The sequence below is a fragment of the Maribacter aurantiacus genome (genome assembly GCF_005780245.1).
Lineage (GTDB): Bacteria > Bacteroidota > Bacteroidia > Flavobacteriales > Flavobacteriaceae > Maribacter > Maribacter flavus.
The window spans coordinates 109,964-127,467 of sequence record NZ_VBUK01000003.1 but is presented as its reverse complement, the minus strand read 5'-3'; the positions used below and the strand labels follow the sequence as shown (position 1 = coordinate 127,467).

The window sequence follows — 17,504 nt, the reverse complement described above, 5'->3', positions numbered from 1 at the left end:
AGGATAATACACTTTTTCATAATGTATTGGATTTGGTGTTCGATTATTTATACCGCTAAAGTATACAGAACAGCTACTTTCTTGGCAAACTCTTCGAACACCCGAGGGAAATAATCGGTAAAAACCATTTTTCCGTCTTTGCATCACCAAAAAGTATCGATGGAAAGCGTCCTACCTCATTTTAAATTAAACTAATCATAAAGTATCCGTAACCTACCACCTACTTCTTAAGAATTACTTTTGATCGGAAATCTAAAAACAAAAAAGAGCCTGCGGCAACAGGCTCTCTAAAAAGCATCGAAAATCACTAAAACTTCAACACTTTAAAACTATGTATCTTAAAAACCGACTAACTAAAATCGGCTTTATCTTACTTTTTGCGATTTTAGGAAGCAGTTTCCTCTTCGGGAACTCAAAAACTACCAATAAAAGTATTGAAAAAGCATGGGGATCTGTAGAGGATTCCTATGATTTTATATTTTTTCTGGAACAGAACCCAATAACCGGACAGGTTACGGATGAAACGGGAGCCCCACTTCCGGGAGCGTCCGTGCTGGAAAAAGGAACCAGTAACGGCTCCATTACAGACTTTGATGGTAATTTCACCATCAATGTAAGCTCTGGGGCAACTTTGCAAATTTCCTATTTGGGCTATAGTCCCAAGGAGATAGTGGTAAGCAATAATTCCATTATAAATGTACAATTGGAGCCGGATGCCACGCAATTGGACGATGTAGTGGTCGTAGGTTACGGTACCCAAAGGAAATCTGATATTACAGGTGCTATTGCATCGGTTAAAAGCGAAGATTTCAATCAGGGAGTGGTAACCAACCCTGGGGAATTACTTCAAGGTAAATTGGCAGGGGTGAACATCGCGGCAAATAGCGGAGAGCCCGGTGCGGCACAAAATGTGATTATCAGAGGGGTTGGAAGTTTGCGTTCAGGTACACAGCCGCTTTATGTGGTTGATGGCTTTTTACTGGACAATGCTAACAATGGTTTTGATACCAACCCTTTGAATTTTTTGAACCCCAGCGATATAGCAAGCATTGATGTGCTAAAAGATGCCAGTGCTACCGCGGTATACGGATCACGAGCCTCCAATGGAGTCGTTGTGATTACTACAAAGAGGGGAAGAACGGGCAAAACCGAAATGAATTTCTCGGCGTCCACGGCTTTTTCCACCATTTCAAACAAGATTGATGTATTTGATGCGGACACCTTTCGCAACCAAGTAGTAGCGGTAGGTGGTACGCTGGAAGATTTTGGGGCCAATACCAATTGGCAGGACGAATTGACACAAACAGCGGTATCCAACAATGTAAACTTTTCCATGAGCGGCGCCACAACGGAAAAATTTGCCTATTTCGCATCGGTGGGGTACCAAGAACAAGAGGGTGTTTTGCAAAACAGCAACCTTGAACGCTATTCGGGCAAATTGAACATGAACCAAAAAGCGTTCAACGGTAAGTTGAACGTTGATTATAACCTCACCGCCTCGCGTACTCAAAATTTGAGACCTGTAATAACGGGAACCATAAGTGATATGCTCAGTTTGAACCCCACAATTCCCGCACTTACAAACGGTGTTCCAACAATTTTGAACACAAACGCCTTAAATCCGTTAAAAAGGAACGAACTCTTTAGCGATACTGCCATCAACAACCGTATTTTGGCCAGTATTTCGCCTTCAGTTACAATTTTCGACGGTTTGGTCTATAAATTAAACCTAGGGGTCGACTATTCAACTACCACAAGGGACGAACAGTACAGACCTTTTCCAGAGGTCGTAAATGAATCCAATATCTCACAGGGCTCATTGGAGAGCACAATCAGTTCCAATACGAATGAACTGGTTGAAAATACGCTAACGTATAATTGGAACAATGAGGTTCATAATGTAACCGTACTTGCGGGACATTCCTATCAGAAATTTTTAGTAGAGGGGAGAACCTTTTTTTATAGAGGTTTCGCCAACAATAATATTGAGCCACGGTTCCAGGACCAGACCAATACGGATGAATTTCCAACTACGGTAACAGCTGCCGCAGAGCAGAACGAGCTACAATCGTTCTTTGGAAGGGCCAACTATACCTATGATGATAGATATCTTGTGACTGCCACCTTGCGTGCAGATGGTTCTTCAAAATTTGGTGCAAATAACAAATATGGGTATTTCCCTGCATTTGCACTTGGCTGGAATATTAGCAATGAGAATTTTATGGCCAACTCCGTATTTGATAACCTTAAGCTGCGCGCAAGTTGGGGACAAACAGGTAACCAAGAAATCCCCTCCAAGATTACAAAGGCCAGTTTTTCGGAAGATAGGTTGTTAACGGGTGCAGGGAGCCTAAGTACCTACCCCATCGATACCCAGGGCAACTCCATTGACGATTATCCGTTCGGTATCGTTTTTACCCGCTTGGCGAACCCCGATCTACAATGGGAGGTTTCCACACAAATTGATTTAGGTCTTGATTTTGCGCTATTCGACTATAAATTGACGGGTACGCTGGATTATTTCAATAAAGTTTCTTCTAATATCTTATTGGAAGTAGTGCCCGCAGACCCCGTAGAACCTACCTCTACTTTCTGGGATAATATCGACAATATGGAAATCCATAACAGTGGCGTCGAATTGGCATTGGACTACAACAGCAATTCACAGGGCGATTTTTCATATAACATTGGGGGCAACGTCACCTATATTCAAAACGAAGTAAGGGATTCACCCTATTCGGTCCTTACTACAGGAGCGGCGCAAGGGTCCGGACAAACAGGTGCAACCATTAATGGGTATATCAACAACGAGCCAATAGGTGCTTTCTACATGCTTGAATTCGATGGTATTGGAGCCGATGGCCTTAACCAGTTCAAGGACACTAATGGAGATGGTGCCGTCTTGGATGATGACCGGAGGGTAGTGGGCAGTGCCATCCCTGATTTTATCTACGCGTTTTATGCGAACTTCAAGTACAAGGCTTTTGATTTGGGGCTAAACTTCAATGGGGTAGCCGGTAATGAAGTATACAATCACACAACAATGTCCCTTTTCAACAAAGCGCAATTGGGTAGGTCTAACAACACTACGGATTTTGCCGTGCAGTTTCCCAATGAGTCGTTGAGCAATTCGAATACGGTATCCACCCGCTATCTAGAGGATGGTTCGTTCTTACGTTTGAACAACGCCACGCTAGGGTATAATTTGAGCGCGGAAAAGGTCGGCTTGGGGGATGCCCTTCAAAACATCCGTTTTTCGTTAACCGGGCAAAACCTTTTCGTTCTTACCAATTATACCGGCTTTGACCCGGAAGTCAATACGGGCGCTACCCAAGGCGAAATACAGACCTTTGGTATCGACAGGTTTACATATCCAAGAGCAAGGACCTTACTTTTCGCTCTTAACATAACATTTTAATGAAAAACAAAGGATTTTAAAATCACATAAAAAAGTATCATGAAAACTATTAGATTTTATAGAGCATTACCGATAGTGCTATTTTTAGTTGCATTTTTTGGTTGCACGGACTTGGAAGAGGATGTACTGGACGAGTCGCTTACCGGGACCGGTCAGGCCGAAATTGTAAGTGGTTCCATAGCGCCCGTTTACGGTCTACTTAGAAATGTATGGCTTCATACACGCAATTTTGGTCTCCAGGAAATCGCTTCGGATGAAGCCATAATTCCCAACCGTGGTGGGAGGGACTGGTTTGACGGTGGTAAGTTCATCGCAGTGCATCAACATCTGATGACCCCTGGTAATAGTCTCGTGGGCGATTCCTGGAACGAAATAACCTTATCCATATCCAGGGCGGTCATCGCCATTGATAGACTGCGTCCTGAGGCTGATAACGGAAATGCCGAGGCGCAAGGCGCTTTGCACGAAATGATCGCCGCAAGGGCCTATCTCAATATGTTGGCGCTGGATAATTGGGGAATTGTTTTTAAAAAAGAAAGTTCAGAAGAAATATCCCAAATCCTTAGAGCGCAAGAAGCTGTGGATTATATTGAAAGTGAACTATTGTCCGTGGTTGAAGTTATCAATAACGACCAAGGTCCCGGTAGGTTTACCAAAGATGCGGTGAAGGCCCTTTTGGCCCGATTGTACTTGAATTCCGCCGTATACCGCGATCCTTATGGTACACCCAATTTTTTGGATGCCGATATGGATAAGGTAATTCAATATACCAATGATATCATTTTAGGACCCTACTCTTTGTCACCGGAGTATTTTGACATATTCAATGACGACAACAATAGCAACCCTGAAGTTATATTTTCGCTCGATCAAAGGGGCGTTTTGCAGACAGAACACAGTCGTTGGCAGTACTGGTCCATATCGGGCGATCAAATTCCAAGACCGGAATTTCCCAATACCCGTGGCACCGATGCCGCTGCGGCAACCCCTGATTTCATTCAGACATGGGCAGATGCCTATGGCAATTTTGATGCGGCCGTGGCCGATGCCCGTTTCTTTCAAGAGAACACCGTAATCCCAGAAAATCTTAGAGACCTCACTGGGGTAAACCCAAACAACGATGCGGACCATTTTTACTGCGTTCCGGCTGAGGAGTTTGAAATTGATAGGGGTATAATTCGAGGAATAATTTGGGGACCTCGAAAAGACGAGCAGGGCAATATTCTCACCTGTGATGATGGGTCTGTCCGTATTTACCCCGTCATAAACAGAAGGACAAGCGGTGCGGACCTTAAGTATGTGGACCATAACCTTGACGTTAATTTTACGGATGAGGGCAGTCTGCACAACACTGGACATCGGTTTTCGAAATATCAATTCAGCCGTACAGCTCCCAATTGCTGTAGCAACAGTAGCGTGGATATAGTATTGCTTCGTTTGGGTGAGATTTATTTGATGCGGGCCGAAGCAAAACTCCGTAAAGGGGACAATGCCGGTGCCTTGGCAGATATTAATACCCTTAGAACCTCAAGAACCGCCAGGCCTGAGCAGACGCCCGAAGCACTTGCAACGATTGACCTTGATATTCTATTTCGTGAATCTGGATTTGAGCTCTATTGGGAAGGACTGAGAAGAACATACCAAATCCGTTTTGGCAAATATGAGGGCTCCTGGACGGGCAAGACGGATAGCGATCCAAACAAAAGATTGTTTCCCATTCCTCAGAGAGCGATAGATGGAGCATCTAGTTTAGAGGGATTTTTGGTGCAAAATCCCGGTTATTGATGCTCTATATTAAATTAAATACGGCCGGTATGAAAATACCTGCCGTATTTTCCTTTTCTGGGGGTTTTAAATTAGTTTGAACGGGTTAATCGCAATCTATGAAAATGCATAAGCAAATACAGGTATTTATGATTTTAATTCTTCCTGTTTTTTGTCTTTCCCAGGAATATGGGAAAGGAAATGTACGGTTGAACGATATCCAGGTGATCGGAAGTCACAATAGTTACAAAATAGGAATTGAAAAGCCTTTATGGGAGTATCTATTTCAATTGGATTCATCAATGGCAAAATCGCTTCAATATGAGCATATCCCATTGACCCAACAGTTGGATTTAGGACTTAGAAACCTGGAACTTGATGTATTTCACGACCCTCAAGGTGGACACTATTCCAATCCAAAAGGATTGGATATTGTAGAGCTATCGGGAGAAAAATTCTTGCCGTTCGATAGGGAGAAAAAATTAAACAAACCCGGCCTCAAAGTATTTCATGTTCAGGATATAGATTTTAGAAGCCACCAATTACTTTTTCAAGAGGCGCTGCTGGAACTTTTGACCTGGTCCAACAAAAACCCGGAGCATACTCCAATCTTCATAACGTTGAACACGAAAGACGAGAAAATACGGCAATTAAAGGATCCTTTGGTTTTTGATGCCGATGCATTGGAAAACTTGGATAAAGAGATAAAAACGGTTCTCCCAAACGAAAAATTGATAACTCCGGATATGGTGAGAGGGAATCACGAATCACTCGAACGTGCCATAATTGAAAAGGGATGGCCCAGTTTGGACGAGGTAAAGGGGCGTTTTCTCTTTATTTTGGATGAAAGTGAGACTAGGTGTGATCTCTATCTAGATACATTCCCCGGACTTAAAAATGCGGCACTGTTTATCAATAAACCGGAGGGAAGTCCAGAAGCGGCCTTTATGATCGTAAATGATCCGGTTAGGAATTTTGACAAAATCCGGAATTTGGTTTCCAAGGGTTTTATGGTCCGCACTCGTGCGGATTCGGGAACGGTTGAGGCAAGAAATAATGACTATACAAGGTTTGAGAAAGCTAAAGCTTCGGGTGCCCAAATAATTACTACCGATTATTATCTGCCTAGCAAACTTTTTGAATCGCACTACAAAGTTGATTTTGGTATGGGTACATTTGAGAGAATAAAAGAATAGCGCAACCAACAAATACCGCAAACCATGGTTACCTTGGGGCCTCTTACTAGAACTTTAACCATAAGGACATAGAATAATCTTGTTTAAAATGAAAATTGACGATTTACTAAAACGCCTATTATCGCTTTGGATTCTGGTCTTTGCCCTACATTTTGGCTATGGACAAATACCTTACAAAGTACATTCCCATAATGATTACCATCAGGATTTCCCTTTTGTAGAAGCGTATATAAATAACGCTTCATCTATAGAAGTTGATTTGTTTCTAAAGGATAATACCCTGTACGTTACCCACGAGGAATCAAATATCAAGGAAGGTCGCACGCTATCCTCACTTTACTTGGAACCCTTATCTGAACTAGAGAAAAAAGGTGAACTACGGAACTTACAACTCTTACTGGATCTAAAGTCCCCTGCAATACCTACCCTAAAGGAAATACAAAAGGTATTAAAAAAATATCCTGATCTTATAAAAGGAGATAAAGTCTCCTTTGTAATATCAGGAAATCGTCCGGATCCAAGTGATTATGTTAACTATCCGGATTACATATACTTTGATCATCAAAATTTGGACAATTTGGAAACGGTACCAATGGAAAAGGTGGCCATGATCAGCCTTAGCTTTCAAAAGTATTCAGTTTGGAACGGATATGGCCGAATGGTGGAAGAAGAACTGAACCAAGCCAAAGCTGCTATAAAAAGAGCCCATACGTTCAATAAACCTTTTCGGTTTTGGGCAACCCCAGATACCAAGACCGCTTGGGCACGGTTGGCCACATTGGGGGTGGATTTTATCAACACCGATCAACCGGCCAAGGCATATAATTATTTGGAATCTTTGGATAGCAGGAGTTATAAGGGCGAGGTTAATTCGATATATAGGCCACAATACAAGTTTGATCCAAATTCTAAACCAATGAATATCTTGCTTTTGATTGGCGATGGTAATGGATTGGCCCAAATTTCGGCCGCTATGTTCGCGAATAGGGGTCAATTGAGTATCACAACTATTAAGGACATTGGGTTGATAAAAACATCCGCGTTTGATGATTTGATAACCGATTCGGCCGCAGGGGCAACGGCCATGGCCACGGGACAAAAAACGAATAATAGGGCCATTGGGTTGGGACCCAATGATGAGGTGTTGCCTAACTTGGTCGATGTCGCATCCGGAAAAGGGTATAGAACAGGAATAATTACGACCGATGCCATTTACGGTGCTACACCGTCGTCATTCTATGCCCATGTAAAGGATAGGGACAATACCGATGGTATTCTAAAGGATCTGAAAACAAGCAAATTGGATTTTTTTATTGCCGGGGGAGCTTCCTATATTGCTGAATTGGGCAAGGTGTTTAAGCCAATCACGCTGACAGAATTTACCGATCTAAAAAATAAGACCGCGATATTTTTGGGAGAAAGCAAGATGCCGACCCTAGAAATGGGCAGGGGGGATATGTTGCCAAAATCCGTAAAAAAATCCATGGAAGTTCTTTCAAAAGATGGAGAACCTTTTTTCATGGTCGTGGAAGGAGCCCAAATAGATAATGGCGGTCATTCCAATAATGTAGCCACCATCATAGATGAAATGTTGGACTTTGATGCAACGGTTGCCGAGGTATTGAAGTTTGCCGATACAACGGGCAATACGTTGGTTCTGATTACGGCCGATCATGAAACGTCCGGCTTTGGAATCGTGGGCGGAAATTTGGAACAAGGCGAGGTTCAAGGTGATTTTTTGACTATAGATCATACTGCCATCATGGTTCCTTTATTTGCCTATGGGCCACAAGCTCAAAATTTTCAAGGGGTGTATGAAAACTCCGAGATATTTTCAAAGCTCAAGGAAATTATGGAGGCCAAGAACTAACCATTCTTTAAAAAAAAAGAAAAAGCCCCCTAGAATGGAGGCTTTTAATTTAGGTTTCGGCGGAAATCAATTCCATCCACCACCAAGAGCCTTGTAAATAGCCACACGGGCAACAAGCTGGTCCCGTTTCGTTTCTATCAACTCCATTTTGGATTCCAAAGCTTCCCTTTGGGTAAACAGCACCTCTATATACTCGATTCTTGCCGATTGGAACAATTGTGTTGAAAGGTTTATGGATTCCGTTAAGGCCTCAACCTGCCGGGCCTTTAAATCATAGGTTTTTTTGAGGTTCTCCATGTTGGATAATTGATTCGTAACCTCAATATATCCTTGAAGAATCGATTTTTCATATTCATAGACCGCCTGTACCTGTCTGGCATTGGCCGTATTGTATACTGCCTTAATGGCATTTCGGTTTATCAAGGGGGCAACCAAATCGCCCACCGCCGAATATAAAAGGGACTGCGGGGTTTCGGTCAGGTATTTGGGTTTAAATGCCTGTAACCCAACTCCAGCTTTTATACCAATGGAAGGATAAAAATTGGCTCTTGCCACTTTTATATCCAGTTTAGCGGCCTCCAGCTCAAATTCCGCCTTGCGGATATCGGGCCTGTTTTGAAGCAATTGTGCAGGTATACCGGCGTACATGGTATCGATTTCGCTCTCAATGAAATTTTGTGAGTTGCGATTTATTTTTTGGGGATTGCGGCCTAGGAGGAAATTGAGCTTGTTTTCCGTTTCTACTATCTGCTGCTGCACCTCAAATTTATGGCTTTGGTTCTTTAGGACTTCGGCCTCAAACCTGCGTACCGCAAGTTCGGTCGCTCTTGCCGCCTGCTTTTGAAGACGTACCATTCTCAGGGCATTTCCTTGTATCTCAAGGTTTTGCTCAATGATGGCCAATTGGTTATCCAAAGCGATCAATTCATAGTACGAATCCGCTATCTCGGCAATAAGACTTGTGACCATAAAGTTTTTGCCCTCTACGGTGGCCAAATACTCCATGACCGCTGCCTTTTTTGAGTTACGTAACTTTTTCCAAACATCCAGTTCCCAAGAAGCGAAAATTCCGGCCGAATAATTGGTCAGGGGCTCTGGAAATTCCTCATCCTCCCGAATGTTCAGGTTTTTTTCAACCGCACCGTTTCGGGTGTATTCTCCCACTTTTTCAATATCGGCACCAGCATTGACATCGATAAATGGCAGATATTCCCCTTTTCTGGCCTTTACCTCATTTTGTGCGATATCGATCTGTTGCAACATAATATTCAGCTCTTGGTTGTTTACCAAGGCAGTATCGATCAACGATACAAGGTAGGGATCGGAAAAGAATTCCCGCCACTTTGTTTTTGCGGTGTTCAAGGTATCATTGGATAAGGCCCTGTAGGTTTCCGGTAAGCTTTTGTCCTCCTGCTTTAGCGTTTTCGTTGGAACACAGGAATGGAAGGCCCCAAAAAGAACAATACAGACGAAAAGCCTACCGTAGCTTTCTATTTTAGGTACTCTGTAGTTATTCATTGTCATTTCTTTTGGTTAATTTTTTCAAGAGTTTTTTCATTTCCTTTAAGGCCGTTTTAGTCCTGCTTTCCTCTTCGGAAATTCTCATGAACTCTTCGGAAACCGGTTCGTTGGACTCTCCCTTGATGAGACTTCGACCATCGGCCATCTTTGCGAAAATGTAGTAAAGACCCGGGATTATTAGTACCCCGAATAGGGTTCCCAACAGCATTCCACCCATGGCCGACCCTCCAATGGTCCGGTTGCCGATAGCTCCAGCTCCGTGGGCGATGACCAAAGGAATAAGTCCGGCGATGAAAGCAAAGGAAGTCATAAGAATAGGTCTAAACCGTACTTTGGCCCCTTCAATGGCGGAGGCCAAAATAGTACTTCCCTGCCTTCTTTTCTGAACGGCGAACTCCACGATAAGCACGGCGTTCTTGCCTAGTAGCCCAACCAGCATGATAAGTCCTATTTGTGCATACACGTCATTGGCTAGTCCCATCGCCTTGAGCATTACAAAGGACCCAAAAATACCTACGGGCAGTGAGAGTAAAATTGCAAAAGGTAAAAGGAAGCTCTCATACTGCGCCGCCAATACAAAGTAGACGAAAATAAGCACAACGATGAATACATACAGCGATTCATTGCCTCTTTTTGCCTCGTCATACGAAAGACCTTCCCAATCTACATCATACCCGCGTGGAAGCTTTTTTTCCGCTACCTCCTTGATCGCTTCAATGGCATCGCCACTTGTAAATCCTTTTGCAGGAAGTCCTCTAATGGATGCCGAATTGTAAAGGTTGTACCTGGTAATTTCATTGGGTCCCAAACGTTTTTCCATCGTCATAAAGGCAGAGTAGGGTACCATTTCGCCTTCCTCGTTCTTTACGAACAATTTTTCCAGATCGGAAGGTAATGCCCTGTACTCTGGTGCTGCTTGGGTGTATACCTTGAAAAACCTTCCAAAACGGATAAATCCTTGCTCATAGGTACTACCGATTAAAATGTTCAGGTTTTCCATGGCCTTGTCTATACTCACCCCCTTCTGCATCGCAATTTTGTTGTTGATTTTTAGTTCATACTGCGGATAGTTGGCAGAGTAGAAAGTGAAAAGGCCGGTAATCTCTTCACGTTTTGATAGCGCATCCATAAAATTATTGTTGATACGTTCAAATTCATGGTAATCGGTTCCGTCCGTTTTATCCAAAAGACGTAGGGAAAAACCCCCGGAAGAACCAAAACCGGGAACGGCTGGTGGTTCAAAATATTCGATTACCGCACCCAAATCCTTGGTTTCCTCTTCCAGTTCCTCCATAATCTCGTGAACGGAATGATGCCGTTCAGACCATGGTTTTAGGTTGATCAAACAGGTACCCGCATTGGAACCACGGCCTTCTGTCATAATCTCATAACCTGCTAGGGATGAAACCGATTCCACACCCTCTGTTTCCTCACATATCTGTTGTAATTTTCTGGCAACATCATTGGTGCGTTCCAATGTTGATCCTGGAGGTGTTTGGATAATCGCATAGATCATACCTTGATCCTCATTGGGAATAAATCCGGAGGGCAAGGTTTTGTTCGTGAAAAATATACCTACACAAAATGCGATAAGGATACCAAAGGTCAATACCCTTCTTGCTACGATACGGTCCAATACTTTCCCATATTTACCGGTCAATTTTTCGAATCCACGGTTAAACCAATCGATGAATTTGTCCAACGGGGATTTCTTTCTTTGCTTTCCATGGTTGTTTTTTAAGATCATGGCGCAAAGAACGGGTGTCAAAGTAAGGGCCACCACCGCTGAAATTACGATAGATCCCGCCATGGTAATGGAAAACTGGCGATAGAATACACCCACAGGTCCTGTCATAAAGGCAATGGGAATAAATACGGAAACCATCACCAAGGTAATGGCAATGATCGCGCCCCCAATTTCATTGACGACCACCTTCACGGCCTCAAATGGTCCAACATGTTTTTCTTCCATTTTGGCATGGACGGCCTCCACGACCACAATGGCGTCATCCACCACAATACCAATGGCCAAAACCAAGGCAAATAAGGTTATCAAGTTGATGGACAATCCAAATAGCTGCATTACGAAAAACGCACCTATGAGGGATACGGGAACCGCAATGATGGGTATTAACGTGGAGCGCCAATCGCCCAGGAACAGAAATACCACAATGGCAACCAGGATAAAAGCATCCCTGAGCGTGTGCATTACCTGTTCTATGGAAGCATTTAAGAAACTGGATACGTCGTAACTGATTTTATAATCAAGTCCGGAAGGGAGGTCTTTCTCCAACTCTGTAAGCTTGTCCTTTACGGCATCGATAACATCACTGGCATTACTGCCAAAAGTCTGTTTCAAAACTATGGAAGCCGATGGTTTACCATCCAGATTGGAATAAATATCAAAAAATTCGCTTCCCAGCTCTACATCGGCCAAATCACCAAGTTTCAAGATTTCACCATCTTCGTTGGCCTTTATGATAATTTCCTCGTATTGTTGGGGTTCGTTATATCGGTCTTGATACATCAACACATATTCCAAGGATTGCGAGGTCTTACCGGAGCTCTGTCCGATCCTTCCCGGTCTGGCCAAAATACTTTGCTCTTCCATTGCCGTGAGGATTTCCTCGGCAGAGACATTATAAGCCCGCATACGGTCCGGTTTTAACCAGACACGCATCGCGTATTTTCGGCTTCCCAAAATTTGGGCACTTGCAATACCATCGATTCTCTGTATTTCTGGAATCATCTTGGTATATGCGTAGTTATAGAGGAAGAGCTCATGATCATCCACGTTATCACTGTAGAGGTTAACGTACATAAGCATACTGGGCTGAATAGGTGTTATGATAACCCCTTCGCGTTGCACAAGATCTGGTAGGTTTGGCATTACCTGGTCAAGGCGGGTCTTTACCCGTACGACGGCTTGATCTGGATCGGTACCAGGTTCAAAAATGATACGTATGGTCGCCTCGCCGGCACTGGTGGCATCGGAAGCGATATAGCGCATTCCCTGTACACCGTTTATGGCGGTTTCCAAGGGGATTAGTGTGGACTTTACCAAAACGTCCGCACTGGAACCTGGATAGGCAATGAAAATGTTTACCGTGGTCGGTGCAATTTCGGGGAACTGTGAAATAGGCAATTGCTTTATGGAAAGCAATCCTACAAATACGATTATTACCGATATGACAATAGCCAAGACCGGTCTCTTGATAAATTTACTGAACATAATACGTTGGATTAATTCTTGTTATTCGGCATAAACGGCCAACTTGGAAATCACCTCGTTCGGCTCCGCGAACTCGGTCTTTATTTTTTCCTTGTTCTTGACCATTCGTATGCCATCCAGTAAAATTTTATCTTTAGGACTTACTCCTTTACTAACAACAAATAAGTGAGGAAGTTCTGCAGCAACGGTAATTTCCGTCTGTTGCACAACGTTATTTTCGTCGATCACAAAAACATATTTTTTGTCAAGAATCTCAAAAGTGGCTTTTTGGGGAATGATGATAGCATCTTTAAAGGGGATGGTCATGAGAATACTTCCAGTCTCTCCGTGCCTAAGAATTCTGTCGGGATTGGGGAAGGTGGCCCTAAAGGCTATATTTCCCGTTTCGTTGTTGAATTCACCTTCAATGGTCTGTACGATACCCTTTTGGTTGAACTGTTTGTTATTGGCCAACAAAAGACCTACGGTTTTCTTATCGCCCCTGTCCTTGCTAATGATATAATCCAAATATTCGGCTTCCGGTACGTTGAAATAGACCCACATTTCGGAATTATCGGATAGGGTGGTCAATAGTTCTCCTTCATCAAGTAAACTACCTTCCCGAACGTGAAGGTGGTCCATGATACCATCAAAAGGTGCGCGAACATCTGTAAATCCAAGATGTGTTTGGGCCAATGCCACCTCTGCTTTTGCTCTTTCTAAAGTAGCTTTGGCCATGGCGAGCTCATTGGCGGAGACCACATTGCCATCGGCAAGTAATTGGGTGTTATTGAGCTCTATTTCGGCAATTTTGGCTTCGGCCTCTGCCTTTTGTAAATCGGCTTGATAGACATTGGGCATTATGTTGAACATCTTTTGCCCTTTTTTTACGAACTGGCCTTCGTCTACATGAATTTCCTTTAAATACCCTTTTTCAAGGGCCCTAAGTTCTATGTGGCGTATAGAATGAATTTGGGCCACATAATCCTTGGTGATGGAAGTGTCTTTTTTTATGGGACTGGTAACCAAAAATTTGGTGTAGTCCTCGTGGGTTTCTTTTTTGGAGTTACAGCTAGATAGGCCCAAAATAATTAGAAGACCTATAATCATGGGGATTCTCCTCATAATTTTAAATTTAGAAAATGATATTATTTAGAACAATGGATTTGCCTATCACTTCTCCTAAAGAAGGAGTCTAGGTGAGAAAGGCTTTTTGAAAGGGGCCAGCAAAGTGTTGCGGCCTAAAAAATGCTATAGTCTAAATACCTGATACTTGATGTATCTTCTAAATAAGGAAGTTGTATCCGATGCGCTGAAGGCTACAAAGGATTTTTGTGAATCAAAGCGAGTATGCCAAATGAATTGGGTTCTAAGTGAAGTAGCGGAAATGCCACCTAAATATCTACCGTGCTCCGTTGGAAACGTATGTCTTATCTCTTCCTCTTGCTCTTCGGTTTCTGCAACCTCGATGGCAAGTTTTTTATCACTGGATAATGGGTTGATGGCGACCTGGGCATGCTGGTCTACATCATTGAGTTGGATTAAGGCTTCCTTGGAATCGAGTTTTATGGAATCCTCTACCTTTAAATTGGAATGAACAAAGAAAAGCCCACACAGCAAGGTGAGCATTAGTGGTAAGGAATATTTTAAAAGACTCTGCTTCATTTCGGGGGTGAAATTATATCAAGAAAACCCTGATAACAAAAAGTGGTTGTTAAAAAAATGCAAAAATCGATAGAAAAGTGATTAATGAAGTTTAACGGGGCTTTTTTTATGTAATTAGTAATTAATGGTTTAGTATACCTTAATCTGTATAAATAGAACGTTAACCTTACGTTCGAGAAAAAATACAATGATTCCGTCCCGGACATTTATTTCCTCAAAGTTCAATTGGCAAAATCTTGCATGAAATTGTAAGCTATCTTTAGATCTAATAACACAAACGGATCAACTATCAATTAAGTATAAATAAACAAAAAATGAAGGCAATAGAAGTAGCAGCTATCGTAAACGCCAAGAAAGAAAAAACTTGGAAGTATTGGACGGAAACAAACCATATCAAAAATTGGAATTTCGCATCGGATGAATGGCACTGCCCAAACGCTGAAAGCGACCTTAGGGAAGGTGGTAGGTTTACTAGTAGGATGGAAGCCAAAGATGGGAGTATGGGCTTTGATTTTGGCGGTCAATTCACCAAAGTAATACCTAATAATCTGTTGGAATACACCTTGGATGACGGACGGGAAGTATCCGTAATATTTGTGGACAAGGAGGGTCAAACGGAAATTGTGGAGACCTTTCAACCCGAAAACCAAAATTCCCTGGAGCTACAGCGGCAAGGTTGGCAGGCCATTTTGGATAATTTCAAGGACTACGTGGAATCCAATTAGACTTATTTTTTTAGGTTGGATACTTGAATTCCTTTAATATCAGGAAAAATGGGATTGTACGGAATCTACGGGTATTGTTGGAGATTTTTTATTTTAAAGTTGGTTATATTTGATGTAACCACCTAACAGTAAATAGTATGAAATCGATTTGGTTGAACCTTCCCGTTAAGGATATACACGTTTCAAAGACATTTTTCAAGCAAATTGGGTTTAGGGAAAATCCCATGCATGCCCATTCCCAGCAAATAGGAAGTTTTTTGGTTGGTGAGCACGATTTTGTCTTGATGCTCTTTCCTGAAAATGCCTTTCAGCATTTTGCACAGACGGGGATTTCCGATACCAACAAAGGTTCCGAGATGTTGATCAATTTGGATGCCCAGACCAGAACGGAAGTCGATGATATGGCCCAAAAAGTGAAAAATGCCGGAGGCAGGATTTTTGCCGAACCTTCCGAAGTCGATGGCTGGATGTACGCCATGGGTTTTATCGATAGGGACGGCCACCGTTGGAGCATGCTGCACATGGAAATGGATAAAATGCCGAAATAGATTTAATGGATTTTGCGATTGAAACCCATAAGGAAACAAAAAAGCCCTCAATAAATTGAGGGCTTTTTGCGGTCTGGACGGGACTCGAACCCGCGACCCCCTGCGTGACAGACACGTCATTTATGGTTTTAATTGATTTTAAAAATAATTAAATGGCTGTTTTTCAGTAAATTAAAAATTATATAAAACCATATAGAACCAAATAACACCTATATTTGTTTATAAATAGTTTATAAATTTACAAACGTATGCTAACCACAAAAGTCCTTCTAAACAAAGTACGCCAAAAACAGGACGGAACCTTTCCGCTGGTGATACGCATCACCTATAATCGTAAATCTATATATCTGCCCTTGGGCTACAACTTGGCTGAAAAAGACTTCGATGCCAAGAATCAACGTATAAGGCCTTCAAGTAAAATAGCTTCGAATATTACGCGGCTGAACAACGGAATACAAGAAAAGCTGAAGAAGATTTACGACACTGTTTCCCGCTTGAAGGAAGATGGTAAAATTGAAAGTTTGTCGATGTCCTCAATCAAAAAAGAAATAGAGGGTAAGTCCGTTGGCAACATGGACTTTTTTCAATTCATCGATTCTCTAATACTAGATTTCAAAAAGGCCGGAAAATATGGTAATGCAGAAATCTATAGGACCCTGAGAAATAGAATAGAAAAATTCCATGGAAAGCGTTCCCTTCCTTTCCGTCAAATCAACTACGCTTTTGTAAAGAAGTTGGAGACGAATCATTACGCTTCCGGAAATACGGCCGGTGGTTTAAGTGTGTATCTCAGAACTCTGAGATCGGTTTACAAAAAAGCTATTAAGCACGGGATAGCCAAGGAAAATCACAATCCCTTTAACGATTATTCGATAAAGAACGGAACTCCTAAAAGACAATTTTTAAACAGGGAGCAATTACAAACTTTAAAGGAAGTATCAATTGAAGAGCCTCACTTGGCCAAGGCGCGAGACCTGTACATGGCTTCTTTCTACTTGCGAGGTATGAATTGGATGGATATGGCCTTGTTGAGAGGGGATAATGTACAAGGCGATTTTGAGCGGATAACATACATAAGGGCCAAAACAAAGAACAAATTGTTCTCCATCAAAATAACCCCTGCCTTAAAGCAAATGCTCCTTGACTATAATAAGGGCAAAATTCAAAAGGATGATTACATTTTTCCTATACTTACCAAGGATGTATCCCAAAATCAAACCCATGAAACCATAAAAAACAAACGAAAAAGGCAGAATATTTATCTAAAGCGTTTGGCGGAAAGACTTGAACTTCCAAAATTCACAATTTATACTGCCCGACACACCTATGCCAACATACTAAAGAGAAGCGGCGCGCCTAGCAATGTGATTCAAGATAGTTTGGGCCATACAACCGAGGCCATGACCCAAAGCTATCTAAGTTCATTTGAAACCAATGTTATTGATGATTATGATGCTAAAATCATGTCTTAAGTTTCATTTTGAATGAAGCTTTTTTTCTCGGTTTGATTAAAATCCCGCTTTTTCTTCTTCTCCCTAACCACAAAAAGTGCCCGATAGGGCACTAAATCCCAAGTCGGAAATTCC

11 protein-coding genes are annotated in these 17,504 nt (G+C 42.3%); 7 read left to right on the top strand and 4 right to left on the bottom strand.

Annotated features, from left to right (window positions below; translation table 11 throughout):
- The first annotated feature begins 331 nt into the window (after window positions 1-331).
- The 4 genes from FEK29_RS07545 to FEK29_RS07530 all read left to right on the top strand — a co-directional run bounded on the left by FEK29_RS07545 (window position 332) and on the right by FEK29_RS07530 (window position 8,248).
- The gene (locus tag FEK29_RS07545; protein ID WP_138257820.1) at window positions 332-3,418 is read left to right on the top strand and encodes a SusC/RagA family TonB-linked outer membrane protein; all 3,087 of its coding nucleotides are present in this window, start codon (window positions 332-334) and stop codon (window positions 3,416-3,418) included.
- 39 nt (window positions 3,419-3,457) lie between these two features.
- Window positions 3,458-5,203, top strand: a complete 1,746-nt coding sequence (locus FEK29_RS07540) for a RagB/SusD family nutrient uptake outer membrane protein (protein ID WP_138257819.1) — start codon at window positions 3,458-3,460, stop codon at window positions 5,201-5,203.
- 128 nt (window positions 5,204-5,331) lie between these two features.
- Window positions 5,332-6,378: a phosphatidylinositol-specific phospholipase C1-like protein gene (locus FEK29_RS07535; protein ID WP_138257818.1), complete on the top strand. Its 1,047-nt coding sequence runs from the start codon at window positions 5,332-5,334 to the stop codon at window positions 6,376-6,378.
- Between the two features lie 88 nt (window positions 6,379-6,466).
- Entirely contained in the window at window positions 6,467-8,248 is a 1,782-nt protein-coding gene (locus tag FEK29_RS07530; protein WP_138257817.1) for an alkaline phosphatase, read from the top strand.
- Between the two features lie 66 nt (window positions 8,249-8,314).
- Here FEK29_RS07530 and FEK29_RS07525 read toward each other — a convergent pair whose 3' ends face one another.
- The 4 genes from FEK29_RS07525 to FEK29_RS07510 form a co-directional block, all read right to left on the bottom strand.
- On the bottom strand, window positions 8,315-9,766 hold the full coding sequence (locus tag FEK29_RS07525) for a TolC family protein (protein ID WP_138257816.1): 1,452 nt from the start codon (window positions 9,764-9,766) through the stop codon (window positions 8,315-8,317).
- Window positions 9,759-13,001: an efflux RND transporter permease subunit gene (locus tag FEK29_RS07520; RefSeq protein WP_138257815.1), complete on the bottom strand. Its 3,243-nt coding sequence runs from the start codon at window positions 12,999-13,001 to the stop codon at window positions 9,759-9,761. The genes FEK29_RS07525 and FEK29_RS07520 overlap by 8 nt, the downstream gene beginning before the upstream one ends.
- A gap of 21 nt (window positions 13,002-13,022) precedes the next feature.
- A complete protein-coding gene (locus FEK29_RS07515) occupies window positions 13,023-14,105 on the bottom strand; it encodes an efflux RND transporter periplasmic adaptor subunit (RefSeq protein WP_138257814.1) in 1,083 nt (360 codons plus the stop codon).
- Between the two features lie 126 nt (window positions 14,106-14,231).
- On the bottom strand, window positions 14,232-14,645 hold the full coding sequence (locus FEK29_RS07510; RefSeq protein WP_138257813.1) for a hypothetical protein: 414 nt from the start codon (window positions 14,643-14,645) through the stop codon (window positions 14,232-14,234).
- Window positions 14,646-14,959: 314 nt separating this feature from the next.
- On the opposite strand from FEK29_RS07510, the gene FEK29_RS07505 reads away from it, so the two are divergent.
- The 3 genes from FEK29_RS07505 to FEK29_RS07495 all read left to right on the top strand — a co-directional run bounded on the left by FEK29_RS07505 (window position 14,960) and on the right by FEK29_RS07495 (window position 17,390).
- Complete coding sequence (locus tag FEK29_RS07505) at window positions 14,960-15,370, top strand: SRPBCC family protein (protein ID WP_138257812.1); 411 nt, start codon at window positions 14,960-14,962, stop codon at window positions 15,368-15,370.
- A gap of 137 nt (window positions 15,371-15,507) precedes the next feature.
- The gene (locus FEK29_RS07500) at window positions 15,508-15,918 is read left to right on the top strand and encodes a VOC family protein (RefSeq protein WP_138257811.1); all 411 of its coding nucleotides are present in this window, start codon (window positions 15,508-15,510) and stop codon (window positions 15,916-15,918) included.
- Window positions 15,919-16,166: 248 nt separating this feature from the next.
- A complete protein-coding gene (locus tag FEK29_RS07495; protein WP_138257810.1) occupies window positions 16,167-17,390 on the top strand; it encodes a site-specific integrase in 1,224 nt (407 codons plus the stop codon).
- Window positions 17,391-17,504: the final 114 nt, after the last annotated feature.